Annotated in this window: 17 protein-coding genes; 5 read left to right on the forward strand and 12 right to left on the reverse strand. The window is 75.6% G+C overall.

Translation table 11 applies throughout. The features are described 5' to 3' along the window. Positions 1-38 precede the first annotated feature (38 nt). The 5 genes from ACFWAR_RS37575 to ACFWAR_RS37595 form a co-directional block, all read right to left on the reverse strand. The gene (locus ACFWAR_RS37575) at positions 39-1,241 is read right to left on the reverse strand and encodes a hypothetical protein (protein WP_385787669.1); all 1,203 of its coding nucleotides are present in this window, start codon (positions 1,239-1,241) and stop codon (positions 39-41) included. 147 nt (positions 1,242-1,388) lie between these two features. Beyond that, a complete protein-coding gene (locus tag ACFWAR_RS37580; protein WP_385787672.1) occupies positions 1,389-2,564 on the reverse strand; it encodes an RNA polymerase sigma factor in 1,176 nt (391 codons plus the stop codon). 7 nt (positions 2,565-2,571) lie between these two features. Continuing rightward, positions 2,572-2,979, reverse strand: coding sequence for a YciI family protein (locus ACFWAR_RS37585; RefSeq protein WP_385787675.1), 408 nt, complete (start codon positions 2,977-2,979; stop codon positions 2,572-2,574). Between the two features lie 195 nt (positions 2,980-3,174). Next, positions 3,175-3,885 carry an RICIN domain-containing protein gene (locus tag ACFWAR_RS37590; RefSeq protein WP_385787678.1) on the reverse strand — a complete coding sequence of 237 codons (711 nt, stop codon included), beginning with the start codon at positions 3,883-3,885 and terminating at the stop codon, positions 3,175-3,177. After that, a complete protein-coding gene (locus ACFWAR_RS37595) occupies positions 3,882-4,325 on the reverse strand; it encodes a hypothetical protein (RefSeq protein ID WP_385787681.1) in 444 nt (147 codons plus the stop codon). Before ACFWAR_RS37595 ends, ACFWAR_RS37590 begins: the two co-directional genes overlap by 4 nt. Before the next feature lie 159 nt (positions 4,326-4,484). Between ACFWAR_RS37595 and ACFWAR_RS37600 the strand changes: the two genes are divergently transcribed. Next, positions 4,485-5,336: a LysR family transcriptional regulator gene (locus tag ACFWAR_RS37600; protein ID WP_385787684.1), complete on the forward strand. Its 852-nt coding sequence runs from the start codon at positions 4,485-4,487 to the stop codon at positions 5,334-5,336. Positions 5,337-5,416: 80 nt separating this feature from the next. Beyond that, positions 5,417-5,905 carry a cupin domain-containing protein gene (locus tag ACFWAR_RS37605; protein ID WP_385787687.1) on the forward strand — a complete coding sequence of 163 codons (489 nt, stop codon included), beginning with the start codon at positions 5,417-5,419 and terminating at the stop codon, positions 5,903-5,905. 53 nt (positions 5,906-5,958) lie between these two features. Here ACFWAR_RS37605 and ACFWAR_RS37610 read toward each other — a convergent pair whose 3' ends face one another. From ACFWAR_RS37610 to ACFWAR_RS37620, 3 genes are read right to left on the reverse strand one after another with little or no spacing between them, the layout of a single operon-like run. Next, positions 5,959-7,071 carry an acyl-CoA dehydrogenase family protein gene (locus ACFWAR_RS37610; RefSeq protein ID WP_385787690.1) on the reverse strand — a complete coding sequence of 371 codons (1,113 nt, stop codon included), beginning with the start codon at positions 7,069-7,071 and terminating at the stop codon, positions 5,959-5,961. Further along, on the reverse strand, positions 7,068-8,249 hold the full coding sequence (locus ACFWAR_RS37615; protein ID WP_385787693.1) for an acyl-CoA dehydrogenase family protein: 1,182 nt from the start codon (positions 8,247-8,249) through the stop codon (positions 7,068-7,070). Before ACFWAR_RS37615 ends, ACFWAR_RS37610 begins: the two co-directional genes overlap by 4 nt. After that, entirely contained in the window at positions 8,246-9,220 is a 975-nt protein-coding gene (locus ACFWAR_RS37620; RefSeq protein ID WP_385787696.1) for an NADPH:quinone oxidoreductase family protein, read from the reverse strand. The genes ACFWAR_RS37615 and ACFWAR_RS37620 overlap by 4 nt, the downstream gene beginning before the upstream one ends. 239 nt (positions 9,221-9,459) lie before the next feature. Between ACFWAR_RS37620 and ACFWAR_RS37625 the strand changes: the two genes are divergently transcribed. After that, positions 9,460-10,401, forward strand: coding sequence for an SDR family oxidoreductase (locus ACFWAR_RS37625; protein ID WP_385787699.1), 942 nt, complete (start codon positions 9,460-9,462; stop codon positions 10,399-10,401). A gap of 12 nt (positions 10,402-10,413) precedes the next feature. Here the strand turns inward: ACFWAR_RS37625 and ACFWAR_RS37630 are convergent, their stop codons facing one another. Both ACFWAR_RS37630 and ACFWAR_RS37635 read right to left on the reverse strand, forming a co-directional pair. Then, on the reverse strand, positions 10,414-11,247 hold the full coding sequence (locus tag ACFWAR_RS37630; RefSeq protein ID WP_385787702.1) for an enoyl-CoA hydratase/isomerase family protein: 834 nt from the start codon (positions 11,245-11,247) through the stop codon (positions 10,414-10,416). Between the two features lie 62 nt (positions 11,248-11,309). Beyond that, positions 11,310-12,077 carry a PIG-L deacetylase family protein gene (locus ACFWAR_RS37635; protein ID WP_385787705.1) on the reverse strand — a complete coding sequence of 256 codons (768 nt, stop codon included), beginning with the start codon at positions 12,075-12,077 and terminating at the stop codon, positions 11,310-11,312. A 62-nt stretch (positions 12,078-12,139) separates the two neighbouring features. Between ACFWAR_RS37635 and ACFWAR_RS37640 the strand changes: the two genes are divergently transcribed. Further along, positions 12,140-13,099 (forward strand): MBL fold metallo-hydrolase, encoded by a 960-nt coding sequence (locus tag ACFWAR_RS37640; RefSeq protein ID WP_385787708.1) that lies wholly within the window; start codon positions 12,140-12,142, stop codon positions 13,097-13,099. Here ACFWAR_RS37640 and ACFWAR_RS37645 read toward each other — a convergent pair. Then, a complete protein-coding gene (locus tag ACFWAR_RS37645; RefSeq protein ID WP_385787711.1) occupies positions 13,013-13,270 on the reverse strand; it encodes a hypothetical protein in 258 nt (85 codons plus the stop codon). The genes ACFWAR_RS37640 and ACFWAR_RS37645 overlap by 87 nt on opposite strands. Before the next feature lie 133 nt (positions 13,271-13,403). Here ACFWAR_RS37645 and ACFWAR_RS37650 point away from each other — a divergent pair, with 133 nt between their 5' ends. After that, positions 13,404-13,667: a hypothetical protein gene (locus ACFWAR_RS37650; RefSeq protein WP_385787714.1), complete on the forward strand. Its 264-nt coding sequence runs from the start codon at positions 13,404-13,406 to the stop codon at positions 13,665-13,667. A gap of 59 nt (positions 13,668-13,726) precedes the next feature. Here the strand turns inward: ACFWAR_RS37650 and ACFWAR_RS37655 are convergent, their stop codons facing one another. Next, positions 13,727-15,037, reverse strand: a complete 1,311-nt coding sequence (locus ACFWAR_RS37655) for an alpha/beta fold hydrolase (RefSeq protein ID WP_385787717.1) — start codon at positions 15,035-15,037, stop codon at positions 13,727-13,729. Between the last annotated feature and the right edge of the window lie 149 nt (positions 15,038-15,186).

Below are 15,186 nucleotides of genomic sequence, written 5' to 3' on the forward strand. Positions count from 1 at the left end.
GTGCCGCGCCGCGGTCGGCGCGGCACGACGCCTGCGCGTCACAAGCGGGTGGTCAGCAACAGGGGCAGCGGACCCGACCCCCCGGCGCCGCGGGCGGAACCGCTGACCGTCACCTCGCGGCCGGTCGCGGCGACCGTCCAGGGCGCGTACGACCGCTGCGCCGTGCTCGCCGGGAAGCCGAGCGAGGTCACCCGCGAGCCGGAGACCCGTAGGGCGAATCCCCCGTCGGCGCCGAGGATCCGCCCGACGGCGACGACGCCGCCCGGCGCGGCGGCTACGCCCGTCAGGGACCCCGCCTCGGCGGGCCCGGCCACGCGCGTCCACGTCCGTCCGTTCCAGTGCATGATCAGCGCGTGCCCGCGGTCGTTCTCGTCCAGGATCGTGCGGCCCACCGCCCACACGTCACCCGGCCCGTTGGCGACGACGCTGTTGAACTCGCCGTACAGACCGCCGTAGGGGGGAGTCGGCAACTGCTTCCAGGAGCGGCCGTCGTAGTGCAGGACGACCGGCCGGTCGTCGTCGCCGTAGCCGCTGCCGACCGCCCAGACGTCGTTCGGGCCGGACGCCGAGATCGCGTTCAGCCCCCAGTTCGCGTATCCCTTGGGCAGCTCCGCGCGCTTCCACGCGCGCCCGTCCCAGTGCTGGACGAGGCCTTCCATGTGGTCGATGATCTGCGTCGACCCGTCCGGGTCGGGTATCCGCTCGTCGAGTGCCTGGGTCCAGCCCGCCGCCCACACGTCGTTCGGCGCCACCGCGGCGACGCCCAACAGGCCGCCGCCGAGGGAGTTGTCCGGCATCGCCGCCGGCTTCTCCCGCCATGCGCGCCCGTCCCAGTGCTGCGTCATCGCGGGTTGGCCCTCGCCGTCGGCGTCGCCGACCAACCAGGCGTCCCGGTCCGAGGTCGCCGCGATGGCGTTGACCCGGCCGCTCACCCCGGGGGCGGTCGGCCGCTCCGTCCAGGCGCCGCCGCGCCGGTCGTCGTGTGCGTACAGGACGGGCCGGAACGAGACGCCGCCCCCGTCGTCGTCCACCCGGAAACCCGCCGCCCAGGTGGTGTGCGCGTCGGGCTTGACCGAAGCGCTCAGTACGGCGTCGCCGCCGGGCAGCTCGGCGGCACTCCAGCGCGGCGCCCCCGCGTCGGGCGCGGGGGCCGCCATTGCCGTTGCGGGCAGGAGCCCGCCGATCACGAGCGCCGATACCCCGCCCAACACCATCGATCTGGCGCGTGAGCCGACAGCCATGTCGTCTTCTCCAGACTCGGGACGCGTTGCCCCGTCGCCCGCATGACGCCCCATCAGAGCGTCCCGGTTGCAGCGCGCGGCCCTCCTGTTCTCCCGGCGCCGATCGACCGGCTCCACGGGGTCGCGCGGAGCCGCCCGGGCACAACGTCAGCCGCGCAGAAGGGTGTTGAGTCGAGCGGCCTGGCGGGTCAGGTGGTCGCGCTCGGCGAGGTTGGGCGCCGCGCGCGCCGCCTCGGCGTAGAGCCGGGCCGCCGCCGCCAGGTCACCGTCGCGCTCGTGGAGGTACGCCGCCACCGCGGCCCTGCGGGGTACCGGCGCCCCCTTCGGCGCGGCGGCGTCCAGTGCCGCGAGCTCCGCGAGCCCGGCGCGCGGCCCGTCGGCCTCGCCGACGGCCACCACACGGTTGAGCCGGACGACCGGGCTGTCGGTCAGGCGCACGAGTTCGTCGTACCACTCGACGATCTGCACCCAGTCGGTCTCACCGGCCGTGGGCGCGTCGGCGTGCAGCGCCGCGATGGCGGCCTGGACCTGAAACTCGCCCAGCCGGTCGCGGGCGAGGGCCGCCTGCAGGATCGCGACGCCCTCGGCGATGGCCCCGGTGTCCCACCGGGTCCGGTCCTGCTCCGCCAGCGGCACCAGGCCGCCGTCGGGCGCGGTGCGGCCGGCGCGCCGGGCGTGGTGCAGCAGCATGAGCGCGAGCAGTCCCGCCACCTCGGGGTGGTCGATCGCGTCCGCGAGCTGCCGGGTGAGCCGGATGGCCTCGGCCGCGAGGTCGACGTCGCCGGAGTAGCCCTCGTTGAAGACCAGGTAGAGGACGCGCAGCACGGTGGCCACGTCGCCGGGGCGGTCGAACCGCGCGCCGGAGACGGTCCGCTTGGCCCGGCTGATGCGCTGCGCCATGGTCGCCTCGGGCACCAGGTAGGCACCGGCGATCTGGCGCGTGGTCAGCCCGCCCACGGCGCGCAGGGTGAGCGCGACCGCGGACGACGGCGTCAGCGAGGGGTGGGCGCACAGGAAGTAGAGCTGGAGCGTGTCGTCCCGCGCGGAGGCGGGGCCGGGCGCCGGCTCCTCGTCCACGAGGTCCTCGCGGCGGCGGCGGGCGGTTTCCGCCCGGGTCGCGTCGAGGAACCGGCGCCAGGCCACGGTGACCAGCCAGCCCTTCGGGTCCCGCGGCGGCTCGGCCGGCCAGACCCGGACCGCCTCGAGGAGCGCGTCCTGGACGGCGTCCTCGGCCGCCGCGAAATCGGCTCCGCGGCGGACGAGGATCCCGAGCACGCCCGGGGTGAGGCTCCGCATCAGGGCCCCGTCGATCGGAGTGCTCATCGCGGGGTCACTCCGTGATGGTGGGCGGCGCGGACAGGAAGGGGCGCAGCTCCAGCCACTCGTGGATCGGCTTGCCGCCCGCCCCGGGGGCGGCCGAGAGCTCTCCGGCCAGCTCGACGGCGCGGTCGTAGCTGTCGACGTCGATCACCATCCAGCCGGCGATGAGGTCCTTGGTCTCGGCGAACGGTCCGTCGGTGACCGGCGGGCGCCCCTCGCCGTCGTACCGCACGAAGGTCCCCTCGGGGGCGAGGGCCTGACCGTCGACGAACTCCCCGGTCTTCTCCAGCCGGTCCGCGAAGTCCTGCATGTACCGCACGTGGTCCGTGATCTCCTGCGGGGTCCACCGGTCCATGGGGACGCAGTTGACCGCCTCCGGAGCGCCGCGGTAGTGCTTGAGCAGCAGGTACTTGGCCATGGGGTGCCTCCTCGGTGCTGGTGCGACCCATTGTGGCCGCCTTCACCACGGGGACGGAGCCGGACGGGCGTTCTCGACATCACCGGGAGAAATTCTTTTCCGCGGTTTCCGTCGGGGCACGATGCGCTCGATCGCCGCGCCGACGAGCCGGTCCCGCTCGGCCTCGGAGAACACCCCCGGCGGGGGTCCGGCCGCTCACGGCACGAGGTGCCACCACTGGTCGGCGTACTGCTCGCCGCAGGACGTCTGCGCCGCGGGGCGGCCCGCCGCGGTTCCCTGCACCATCAGGCACTTGGAGTTGCCGTCCGCGCGCAGCACGAAGTGGCCCGCGCGGTCGCCGCTCCCCCACAGCAGCTGCCACGACTGCCCGTCCCGCCGGGGGTCGCAGGCGCGCTGGACGGCGGGGGCGGAGTTCTCGGAGCCCGTCGCCGTCAGGCACCGGCCGCCGAGCCCGTCGCGCAGCGTGCGGGTCGCGCCGTCGTCCCGCGCGCGCAGGGTCCAGGTCGCCGCCGCGGCCCCGGTGCAGGAGTCCTGCACCGGTGCGAGGCCGTCCCCGGCGCCCGCCGCCCGCAGGCACAGCCCGCTGCCGTCGTTCACCAACTGCCCGACGAGGCCCGCCCGATCGGTGTCCGCCGTGCCCTTGTCCGTGCCCGCGCCCGGGATCGCGGTGGGCGGGGCGGCGGAGCCGCCGCCCGCGTCCGCGTCCAGCCGGACGGCGATCACCACGACCGCGCACACCAGCGCGACCGCACAGGCCGTGAGGATGATGCCCGTACGGTGCTCGTGCAGGTTGACCTGGAAGTTCCCGCTGCCGTGCTGCACCCCGGTCGGGCCGTGGAAGGCGTCCCCGGCGCGCCCGTCGGCCCGGGGAGCGTCCTCGCCCCCGCCGTTCGCGGTCCCGCTCACGGGCGCGCGTCGAACCGGTTCACCTGGACGTTCCCGTCCCCGGACATGATCGCCGCCGGGCCGTGGAACACGTTGTGCGCGACGCCCGCACCGGCCGCCGGCGCCGCCTCGCCGAGCAGCGTGCGCAGTTCCGCCGCGACCACCGCCCGCTCGGCCGGGTCCAACTGCTCCAACAGCACCTCGATCCGGGTCCGCCAGACCGTGCCGAGCCGGGCCCGTTCCGCGCTGCCGCCACCTTGCGGCCCACCGTCCCCGGCCGCCGCCAGTTCGGCCGCGGTCCGGTCCAGGTGCTCCCCCTGCACGCCCTCGTGGTGCGCGTTGCCGCGGCCGAGCACCCGGGCCAACCGGCCGCGCAGCGCCGTCCAGGCGTCCGTCCCGGCTGCCTGTACGACGCCCGATCCCACCGAAGCCGCCAACGCGACCATCGCCTCGTCCAACATGCCGCTCCCCCCTCGACCGCCCCCGCGGTGCCGCAACGGTAACTCCGACCGCCGGGGCCGCGACAGGCGTGCCCCCGCCGAATCCGGTCGGGTTCGGGGCCCGTTCCGGCCGGGAAGCGCGGTGCGGGGCGGCCCCCGCGCGCCGGTATCGTCGCCCGCATGGAGCTACGCACGCTGCGCTACTTCGTGGCCGTCGCCGAGGAACTCCACTTCGGCCGCGCCGCCGCGCGGCTCCACATGAGCCAGCCGCCGCTGAGCCGGGCGGTCAAGCAGCTGGAGGGCGACGTCGGCGCGGCGCTGTTCCACCGCTCCGCCACCGGGGTCACGCTCACCGCGGCCGGGTCGGCGCTGCTGGAGGAGGCCCGCGCCCTGCTGGCCCGGGCGGACCGGGCACGCCTGCGCGTGGCCGCGGCGGCCGGCGCCACCACCCTCACCCTCGGCGTCCTGGGCGGCGGCACCGACCCGGGCGCGACCCGGCTGGCCGCCGCGTTCCGTCGGCGCCACCCCGCCACCGACGTCCGCATCCGCGAGAGCGACCTGACGGATCCGACCTGCGGACTGCGCGCCGGACTGGTCGACGTCGCCCTGACCCGGGGGCCGTTCGACGGCAGCGGCCTGTCCGTGCACGCCCTGCGCGCCGATCCGGTGGGCGTGGTGCTGCGCTCGGACGATCCGCTCGCCGGGCGGGACCGCCTCGATCCGGCCGACCTCGCCGACCGGCGCTGGTTCCGCTTCCCGGCCGGCACCGACCCGGTCTGGCAGGCGTACTGGCACGGCGGCGAGCCCCGCGAGGGCCCGGTGGTGCGCGGTGTCCAGGAGTGCCTGCAGGCCGTGCTCTGGAACGGCACCGTCGGGATGATGCCGCTCGGCCACCACCTGCCCGAGGGGCTGGTCGTCGTGCCGCTGCCCGACATGGCCCCGAGCCGCGTGGTGGTCGCCTGGACCGGGACCGATCCGGACCCGACGGTCCGGTCGTTCGTCCGGATCGCGACGGCCGCCTACCGGGGCTGACCAGCGGTGATGCGCGGAAGGTATCGGCCGCACCCGATCGGTCCTGGACGCTGGCGGTGCCCGGCGGATGGAATCGGAACATGACAGACCAACAGGTACCGAACGCACACCCCGCCATATCGGTGGTCGGCCCCGACGACGGCGAGACGATCCTCCTGGGCACCACCCGCCTGCGCATCCTGGAGGACGGCCGCACCACCGGCCACCGGCTCGGGATCGGCGAGACCACGCTCGCCCCGCACACGGCCGGACCGCCGCAGCACCGCCACGCCCAGCACGACGAGGGCTTCTACGTCCTCTCCGGCACGGTGCGGTTCACGGTGGGGCGCGAGGACCACGACGCGAGCGCGGGCACGCTCGTGATGGTCCCGCCCGGCGCCCCGCACACCTTCGCCAACCCGACCGACCACCCCGCCGTCATGCTCACCACCTACACGCCCGACCTGTACGTGCAGTACTTCCGCGACCTCCAGGAGATGATCGCCGCGGGCCAGGAACCGACCCCGGCGGGCACCATCCGCACGATGAGCCACTACGCCACCGAACCCGCCACGGAATTCGCCCCGTAGCGGCGGGGACGCGCCGGGTCGGCCGAGCCGCTCCAGAAGTCCCCGCGGGGCGGCTACGGCGCGGGGAGTTCGGCGAAGTCGGCCACCAGGGCCAGGTGGTGGCCCGCCGTGCCCAGGGCCAGGGAGTCGGCCTTGGCCCGCTTGAGGTAGAGGTGGGCGGGGTGTTCCCAGGTCATGCCGATGCCGCCGTGCAGCTGGACGCACTCCTCGGCGGCGCGGACGGCGACCCCCGAGCAGTAGGCCTGCGCGACGGCCACGGCCAGGGGCGCGTCCGGGGCCGAGGTGGCCAGGGCGTCGGCGGCGGCCCGGGCCGCCGCGCGGGCCGAGGCGACCTCGAGCCAGAGCGCCGCGAGCCGGTGCTTGAGGGCCTGGAAGGAGCCGATGGGCCGGTTGAACTGGTGCCGGGTGCGGACGTGGGCCACCGTCTCCTCCAGGCACCACTGCGCCAGCCCGAGCTGTTCCGAGGCCAGCAGTCCCGCGCCGGAGAGCAGCGCCCCGGCGAGGGCGGCGCGGGCGGTGGCCGGGTCCGCGAGCCGGGTGCCGCGGGCCCCCTCCAGGGTGACGGACGCCAGCGGCCGGGTCAGGTCCAGCGGGACCTGGGCCTCGATCCGGGCCGCCGCGGCCGGGACGGCGTGGAGCCCGCTCTCGGCGAACACCAGCAGCACGTCGGCGGCGGCCGCGTCCGCGACCGCGGTGACGGTACCGGTCAGCGTGCCGTCACCGGCGTCCCGCACCAGGACGGCGGGCTGCGCGCCGGGGCCGAGGGTGAGCGGCAGGACCGGGACGCACACGCGGGTCCCGGCGGCCAGCTCGGCGAGCAGCCCGGCGACGGCCGGGTGCTGGCAGTCGCAGTCGAGCAGGATCGCGGTGGCCAGGACGGAGCTGGTCAGGTAGGGGACCGGGGCGACGGCCCGGCCCAGTTCCTCCAGGACGACGGCCACCTCGCGGTGCCCCGCGCCCTGGCCGCCGAGCTTCTCCGGTACCAGGAGTCCGGCCGCGCCGATGCCCGAGGCGAGGGTGCTCCAGAGCGCCGGGTCGTAGGGGTCGCCGCTCTCGATGCGCCCGAGGAGGGCCGCGGGGGCGCAGCGGTCGGCGAGCAACGCCCGTACCGCCGCGCGCAGTTCTTCCTCGGTCTCGGAGTAGAGCAGGTCGAGGGAGGAGGTCATCGGGCCAGGTCCTTCCAGGCGAGGTCCTTGTCGTCGCGCGGCTCGGCGGGCAGGCCCAGGACGCGTTCGGCGACGATGTTGAGGAGGACCTCGCTGGTCCCGCCCTCGATGCTGTTGCCCTTGGCACGCAGGTAGCGGTATCCGGCGTCGCGGCCGGTGAAGTCGACCAGCTCGGGTCGGCGCATGGTCCAGTCCTCGTACAACAGCCCCTCTTCGCCGAGGAGTTCCACCTCCAGGCCGCTGATCTCCTGGTTGAGGCGGGCGAAGGCGAGCTTCATGCCCGAGCCCTCCGGGCCGGGTACTCCCGCGGCGAGCTGCTGGCGCAGCCGTTCGCCGGTGAGCCGGGCCACCTCGGCCTCGACCCACAGCGCGAGCAGCCGCTGGTGCAGGGCGTGGGTGCGCAGCTCGGGGCGCTCGCGCCAGGCGGCCGCGACGGGGGCGATCATGCCGCCCTCGCGCGGGATCCGCATGCCGCCGATGGAGACGCGTTCGTTCATGAGGGTGGTGCGGGCGACCTCCCAGCCCTGGCCGACGTCGCCGAGCCGGTGGGCGTCGGGGATCCGCACACCGGTGAGGAAGACCTCGTTGAACTCGGCCTCGCCGGTGATCTGGCGCAGCGGCCGGACCTCGACGCCGGGGGCGGTCATGTCGCACAGGAAGTAGGTGATGCCCCGGTGCTTGGGCACGGCCGGGTCGGTGCGGGCGATCAGGATGGCCCAGCGGGCGGTGTGCGCGCTGGAGGTCCACACCTTCTGGCCGTCCACGACCCAGTGGTCCCCGTCGCGCACGGCGCGGGTGCCGAGCGCGGCGAGGTCCGATCCGGCGCCGGGCTCGCTGAAGAGCTGGCACCAGACCTCCTCCCCCACCCACAGGGGGCGCAGGAAGCGGCGCTTCTGCTCCTCGGTGCCGTAGGCGAGGATCGTGGGCGCGGCCATGCCGAGCCCGATGCCGATCCGCCGCGGGTCGTTGTCGGGCGCTCCGGCGGCCTCCAGTTCGGCGTCCACGGCCACCTGGAGGGTGCGCGGGGCGCCGAGGCCGCCGAGGCCCTCGGGGTAGTGCACCCAGGCGAGTCCGGCGTCGAAGCGGGCGCGCAGGAAGCCGGTCCGGGAGGTGTCGGCGGGCGGGTGGGCCGCGAGCAGCGCGCGGGTGCGTTCGACCAGTTCGTCGGCGGTGGTCACCGGGCGCCTCCGTCCAGGGCCGGTACGACGACCAGGCGGCCGGTGGTGACCCCGTCGGCGAGGCGCTGGACGGCCCCGGCCGCCCCGGCGAGCGGGACCCGCTCGCTGACCAGGGGCTTGATGGCGCCCTCGGCCGCGAGCCGGGTGAGTTCGGTGTGGCAGGCGAGGACGGCCGCCGGATCCTTGGCGGCGTACAGGCCCCAGTGGAGGCCGACGATCGCGTAGTTCTTGACCAGGGCGTGGTTCAGGGCCGGGGTGGGGATGGTGCCGCCGGCGAAGCCGACGACCAGGATCCGGCCCTCGAAGGCCACGCACTTGGTGGAAGCGGTGTAGGCGTCGCCGCCGACCGGGTCGTAGACGACGTCGGCGCCGCGGCCGCCGGTGAACTCCTTGACCCGCGCGACCAGGTCCTCGGTGTGCCGGTCGATGACCAGGTCGCAGCCCAGCTCCTCCGCGGCGGCCGCCTTGGCCTTGCCCCCGACGACCCCGATGACGGTGGCCCCGGCGGCCTTGCCGAGCTGGACGGCGGCGCTGCCGACGCCGCCGGCGGCGGCGTGCACGAGGAGCGTCTCCCCGGCCCGGAGCCCGGCCCGGCGGTGCAGGCCGAACCAGCCGGTCTGGTACCCGATGTGCAGGGCCGCCGCCTCGGCGTCGTCGAGGCTCTCGGGCGCGGGCAGCAGGGCGCGCGCGTTCGCCGTGACGTACTCGGCGAAACCGCCGTGCGGCAGGCTCGGGTTGGCGATCACCCGGCGGCCGTCCTCGGTCTCGCCGCAGATCTCCACGCCCGGGGTGAAGGGGAGCGGCGGCCTGATCTGGTACTGGCCGCGACAGAGCAGCGCGTCGGGGAAGTTGACGTTGGCCGCGAGCACCTTGAGCTTCACCTCGCCGTCACCGGGTACCGGTTCGGGAATCTCTTCGAGGCGCATGGCCTCACGGGGCTCACCCGGGGTATGTACTCGCCATGCCTGCATCCGGGGCCTCCAGCCGCCGTCGATGAACCACGCTCCGCCCGGCATACTAAGCGGTCGCTTGTCGCGTTGGGAACCAGTTCGTCCGGACCGAACCAAACGGGCGGGAACCGCTCGCCGCCGGGCGCGGCGGATGCGCGCAGTGGCCGCCTCCCCCCGTGCCGATCCCCGGAAACGTCCTCGCCGCGAATGCCTGCCCGTGCGCATGGCGATCTCGGGCCGCGCACGCTATCGATGCCCCCATGGAATCCATGGAGTCCCCCGAGCACGCCCCGCCCGCGCCGGGTTCCCCGCCCGCCCCCGGCGGCCTCCCCGGGCCGCCGCCGCCCGGCGCCACCGCCCTGCCGCCCGGCACCTTCGCGGGCCAGGTGGTCCTGGTCACCGGCGGCGGGACCGGGCTGGGCAAGGCCATCGCGACCGAGTTCGCCCGGCTCGGCGCCGACCTGGTGATCGCGGGCCGCCGGGCCGAGCAGTTGCAGGCGGCGCGCGCGGAGCTGGCCGCGGTCCCCGGCGCGGGGCGGGTGACGGCGGCCGTGTGCGACATCCGGGACCCGGAGCGGATCGCGGAGGTCTTCGACGCCGCCGAGGCCGCGCTCGGGCTGCCGGACGTGCTCGTCAACAACGCGGCCGCGAACTTCCCCTGCCCGGCCGAGGACCTCTCCCCCAACGCCTGGCGGGCGGTCGTCGACATCACCTTGACCGGGACCTGGTTCATGACCCGCGAGTTCGGCCGCCGCCACCTGGCCGCCGGTACGCCGGGGTCGATCGTGAACATCGGCGCCTCCTACGCCTGGACGGGCGGTCCGGGCTTCGCGCACAGCGCGGCCGCCAAGGCGGGGGTGAAGAACCTGGTGGAGACCCTCGCCGTCGAGTGGGGCCCGTACGGCATCCAGATCAACGGCCTGGTCCCGGGCCTCTTCCCGCACGGCGACATGAGCGCGGACATCCGGGGCGGCCTCGACCGGGCGGGCCCCGACAGCAAGGACGGCCGCCAGCCCGCGCTGCGGGTCGGTCGCCCCCGCGAACTGGGCTGGGCCGCCACCTTCCTGGCCTCGCCGTACGCCCGCTTCGTCACCGGGCACACCTTGGTGGTGGACGGCGCGAACTGGCAGCGCCGCTCCCTGGTCAGCCCGGAGGTGGTCCCGATCCGCGCCCAACTGGGCCGCGGCCCCTTCGCGGGGTGAGCGGGCCCGGTGCTACCGCCCCTCGAAGCGCGGGGGGCGGCGGGCCGCTTTGGCCGCGTAGCCCTCGCGGCTGTCCTCGGAGGTCAGGGTCAGGGCCGCCGTCATCGCGACCCGGTCCAGGGCGCCCGGCAGGGCCGCGTCGGCGTAGGCGTCGACCGCCCGCTTGATGCCCTGGACCGCGAGCGGGGCGTTCGCCGCGATCTGCGTCGCCACCGCCCGTGCGGCCGCGTCCAGTTCCTCGCGCGTGGTCACCAGTTGGACGAGGTTCAACCGCTCGGCCGTGGCCGCGTCGATCCGGCGGCCGGTCAGCGCCAGCAGCTTCGCCCACCCCGCGCCGGCCTCGCGGGCGATCCGCAGGTCGCCGCCCGCGTCCACGGCCACGCCCAGCCCCGCTTCCGGCAGTGCGAAGACGGCGTCGTCCGCCGCGATCCGGATGTCCGCCATCAGCGCCAGCTCGAAGCCGAAGCCGAGGCAGTAGCCCTGGACGGCGGCGACCACCGGCTGCGGGAGGCGGGAGAGGACGGCGAAGCGCTCGTGCACCCAGCGGATGCCCTCGTAGTAGTTGCGGGTCCGCTCCGCGGCCGAGGCGCCGGTGATCGCTCCGCCGGGGGCGGTGACGTCGATGCCCGCGCAGAAGGCCCGCCCCTCGGCCCGCAGCAGGACGGCCCGGACGGAGCCGTCGAAGCGGATCCGGTCCGCGAGCAGGCCGAGCTGCCGCGTCGACTCCCAGCTCCAGCCGTTCAGCTTCTCCGGGCGGCACAGGGTGAGGACCGCGAGGCCGTCGGCGACCTCCAGCCCGATGCGCTCCTCACCCTTCCCGATCTCCGTGGACAGAGTGTCGATCACGCCCGGCTCCCTCACATCTGACGATGCGTCAGGATAGGGCGCGGTCCGGCCCGGTGGAAGGGTCAGCGCGGGAAGACCTCGAAGGCCACCGCCGGGCGGCCGCCGAACCGCGGCGCCGCCCGCTCCACGTTCATCGTCAGGAAGCCGCGCGCGTAGCTCTCGGGGTCCTCGTCGGTCAGCCCCTCGATGTACGCGCGGTGCTCCAGCAGGGACGCGACCGACCGCTCGAACCCGGGGCCCGCGTCCTGCGCGTGCGTCGGCGCGTTGGTCCCGGCCACCGCCACCCAACGCACCCCGTTCCAGGGCTCCAGCTCCTCCTCGGTGATGAGTTCGGGGAAGATCCAGCGGTTGCCCGCGTCGGCGGCCGCGTCCAGCGTGGCCCGGCCGACCGCCCGGTGGTCGGGGGTGTTCCAGTAACCGCCGCCGCCCTCCCCGCCCCAGGTGTCCCGGTGGTTCAGCGTGACGACGAGTTCGGGGCGGTGGCGCCGGATCGCGGCCGCGATGTCGCGGCGCAGGCCGAGGCCGTACTCGACCACGCCGTCGCGGTGGTCCAGGAACTCCACCGCGTGCACGCCGACGACGGCCGCGCTGGCGCGCTGCTCGGCCTCGCGCAGCGGGGCGCACTCCTCGGGCGCGATGCCGTCGATGCCGGCCTCGCCGCGCGTGGCGAGCAGGTACACGACCTCGCGCCCGGCGTCGGTCCAGGCCGCCACCGCGGCCGCGCCGCCGTACTCCAGGTCGTCGGGGTGGGCCACCACGGCCAGGGCGCGCTGCCAGTCGGTGGGCATGGGCTCGAGCTGGTTCGGTTCGCTGATCGCGTCGTCGGTCATGATGCGCACGATAGGCGACGGGTCGGCGGACGACCCGTCAACCACGAAGGAACGGGGGCGGCATGGGGGATCACGGCGGATCGGCGGCGGCAACGGCGGGAGCGGCGGCGCCCGAGCGCTGCGGACGGGTGACGGCCCTGCTGGACGCCACCGGGACCTTCTTCCGACCGGCCCGGGAGGCGTTCCCGGACGCCCGCGCCGCGCACTGGGCGCACGCGGCCCGGATCGACCCGGGGGCGGTGGGACCCGGCGGCACCTGGCGGCTGGACTTCCGGTGCTTCGCGATCGCCCGGCCCGGTGGTCGCTGGGTGCTGGTGGACGCGGGGGTCGGTCCGGCCGACGGACCGGCCGCGCGCTGGGCGCCCGTACCGGGTCGGCTGCCCGAGGCACTGGCCCGGGCCCGGATCGCCCCCGCCGACGTGGACACGGTGGTGCTGACGCACCTGCACGAGGACCACGCCGGATGGTCGGTCGACGCCACGGGCGAGCCCCTCTTCCCGGCCGCGCGGTACGTCGTCCAGCGCGCCGAGGTCGCCGCCCTGGACCCGGCGGATCCCGTGCGCCGCTGGGCCGTGGATCCGCTGCGGGCCGCCGGACAGCTGCACGAGGTGGAGGGGCGCCACCGGCTGGGCGACGGGCTGACCCTGCTGCCCACCCCGGGGCACACACCGGGCCACCAGTCGGTGCTGGTGGCGGCGGCCGGTGGGCGGGGCCGGGACGTGGTCGTCACCGGCGACGTGTGGGTGCACGCGGTCCAACTGGCCGATCCCGCGGTGGCGTACGCCCACGAGGTGGACCCGGCGGCGGCCCGGGCCTCCCGTGTGGACCTGCTGGCACGGGCCGTGGGGCGCGGGGCCCTGCTGGCCACGGCCCACCTGACCCGGGCCTTCGTCGAACCGACGGCCGACGGGACCGGCGGGGAGGTGGAGCGGCCGTCAGACCAGTTCCAGGAGGCCGCCGAGGGTGAGCACGAGCCCGCCGAAGGCGATGAGGGCGGCGAGGTACCGGTAGAACTGCGCTGACGCGACCCGCTCGGGCGGCCCGAGCTCTCCCCGGGCGTGCATCGCGCGCTGCTGGTTGCCGGTGGCCCGGCGCTCCAGCCCGTCGGCGCTCCCCCGGACGTTCAGCGCGACGGTGGCACCGGTCACGAGGGCGACGGGACCGACGGCCAGTAGGACGGTGGCCAAGCTCAAGGAATGCCCCCCAGGCAGTGTGATGATCGACTGGACGCTACCCGTTGCCGGGCCCCAGCGTCACCGGACCGCCCTGCCGACCTCCCGGACGTGGCTCCGCGGGGGCCCGGAGCCGGGCTGTTAGCGTCGGCGCATGACGACCGCACCGAAGCGCTTCGAGGTCCTGCTGGTTCCCGAACACGTCCGGGGCGAGGACGCCGGCCCCGCCGCGCGGCACGCCGTGCGCTCCGCCGTCGTCGGGGCGACCGGGCAGACCGGAGCCTCGGGCTACCCCCGGTACGAAGGGGACGGGATGGCGGCGGACATCGACCCCGCGACAGGGGCGGTCGAGGCCCTCCTCGTCGACGGCGCGGAACTGGACTACGGCCTGCGGGCGGTGACCTCGCCGGTGGAGTGAGCGACCACCGCACCGGGGCACCGCGCGGGGTGCACCGCCCGCGGCCGAGCGATCCTGCGTCAGGCCTCGTCGCGGACCAGGGCGAGGAGCCGATCCAGGACGCGCGGGCCGCCCGCGCGGACGCCGTCGTGCTCGAACTCGTCCGTCACCCAGGTGCGCAGGCCCCGGATCGCGCGGGCGGTGGCCAGGGAGTGGGCGGTGTCCACGTACATGTCGTCGTGGTAGACGGCCGCGGCCACCGGCACCTCGTTCGCCGCGAGGCGCGCCCGGTCGTAGAGGGGTTGCCAGCCGGTGCGGGCGGCGAGGGCCTCGGCGGTCGCGCGCACCGGGACGAGGGACGGGTCGGTGGTGAAGTGCCAGGGGTGGATGCTCTCGCCGGTGAAGAGCAGCGGCTCGTCCCCGGCCAGGGTCTTGGCCGCGTCGAAGCGCGGGTGCTCCGCGCGGGTCCGCTCCGCGGCCCAGGCGGTGGGGACCGCCGGGTCCTGTGCGTAGATCGCCTCGTGGAGGAGCGCGTACAGGGGGTGTCCGGCGAAGGACAGCAGGGACCGCGCGCCGTCCAGGAAGGCGTCGCCGAGGCGGGGTCCGGCGGGGGTGGGGACGAAGGCGTCCTCCAGCAGGTAGTGCAGCTGGTGGCTGCCGTCGCCGGTGCCGAGGAGGATGCCCAGCGACTGGAACGCCTCGGGGGTGAACGGGTGCCCGCCGGGGAGTTCGGTGGGGTGCTCGGCGAGGTGGGCGGCGACGGCGCGGGCGCGTTCGACGTCCATCGGGTAACGGGCGTAGTGCGCCGCGTTCTTCCGCTCGATCCGCGGGGCCGCCGCCGCATAGACCTCGTCCGCGCTCGCGTCGAGGGCGGGCAGACCGCCGGTGATCAGCGCGGCGGTGAGGCCCTCGGGCGCGGTGGACAGGTAGTGGGTGACGCAGAAGCCGCCGAAGCTCTGGCCGAGTACGGTCCACGGCGCACCGCCGGTCAGCGCCGGGCGGATGGCCTCGCAGTCGCGGACGATCGCGTCGGAGCGGAAGTGCGCGAGGTACTCGGCCTGCTCGGCGGGGCCGCCGCGCAGCGGGAGGGTCTGCCGGTTCGCCGGGGTGGAGCGGCCGGTGCCGCGCTGGTCCAGGAGGAGCACCCGGAACTCGGTGAGCGCCCGTTCCAGCCAGGCCTGGCGGCCGGTGAAGCGGCGGGCGCCGAAGCCGGGGCCGCCCTCCAGGTAGAGCAGCCAGGGCAGCGCGGCCGGGTCCTTGCCCGTGGCCACGACCTCGCGGGCGTACAGCTCGATCCGCTCGCCGTCGGGACGGTCGTGGTCGAGCGGGACCGTGAAGTGGTGGTCGGTCAGGGTGACACCGGGCTGACGGTAGCTGTGGCTGTTGGTCACGGACGGATCCCAAGGTCGGTGCGGGCGCTGGTCGGTCCCCGTGCTCCGTCACCGGCGGCGCGGCCGCGTCCCGGGCCGCGACGGAAACGGCGGCCGGACCGAGTCTAGGGGGTGTCCGACGGATGTCCGTGGCCTCGCCACGGACATCC

The sequence above is a fragment of the Streptomyces sp. NPDC059917 genome, from assembly GCF_042730635.1.
In the GTDB taxonomy this organism is placed as follows: domain Bacteria; phylum Actinomycetota; class Actinomycetes; order Streptomycetales; family Streptomycetaceae; genus Streptomyces.

Bases quoted from the DNA above. Each gene is read 5' to 3' on its own strand.
- ACFWAR_RS37575 (WP_385787669.1), bottom strand. From the start codon at position 1,241: ATGGCTGTCGGCTCACGCGCCAGATCGATGGTGTTGGGCGGGGTATCG.
- ACFWAR_RS37580 (WP_385787672.1), bottom strand. From the start codon at position 2,564: ATGAGCACTCCGATCGACGGGGCCCTGATGCGGAGCCTCACCCCGGGC.
- ACFWAR_RS37585 (WP_385787675.1), bottom strand. From the start codon at position 2,979: ATGGCCAAGTACCTGCTGCTCAAGCACTACCGCGGCGCTCCGGAGGCG.
- ACFWAR_RS37595 (WP_385787681.1), bottom strand. From the start codon at position 4,325: ATGTTGGACGAGGCGATGGTCGCGTTGGCGGCTTCGGTGGGATCGGGC.
- ACFWAR_RS37600 (WP_385787684.1), top strand. From the start codon at position 4,485: ATGGAGCTACGCACGCTGCGCTACTTCGTGGCCGTCGCCGAGGAACTC.
- ACFWAR_RS37605 (WP_385787687.1), top strand. From the start codon at position 5,417: ATGACAGACCAACAGGTACCGAACGCACACCCCGCCATATCGGTGGTC.
- ACFWAR_RS37610 (WP_385787690.1), bottom strand. From the start codon at position 7,071: ATGACCTCCTCCCTCGACCTGCTCTACTCCGAGACCGAGGAAGAACTG.
- ACFWAR_RS37620 (WP_385787696.1), bottom strand. From the start codon at position 9,220: ATGCAGGCATGGCGAGTACATACCCCGGGTGAGCCCCGTGAGGCCATG.
- ACFWAR_RS37625 (WP_385787699.1), top strand. From the start codon at position 9,460: ATGGAATCCATGGAGTCCCCCGAGCACGCCCCGCCCGCGCCGGGTTCC.
- ACFWAR_RS37635 (WP_385787705.1), bottom strand. From the start codon at position 12,077: ATGACCGACGACGCGATCAGCGAACCGAACCAGCTCGAGCCCATGCCC.
- ACFWAR_RS37640 (WP_385787708.1), top strand. From the start codon at position 12,140: ATGGGGGATCACGGCGGATCGGCGGCGGCAACGGCGGGAGCGGCGGCG.
- ACFWAR_RS37650 (WP_385787714.1), top strand. From the start codon at position 13,404: ATGACGACCGCACCGAAGCGCTTCGAGGTCCTGCTGGTTCCCGAACAC.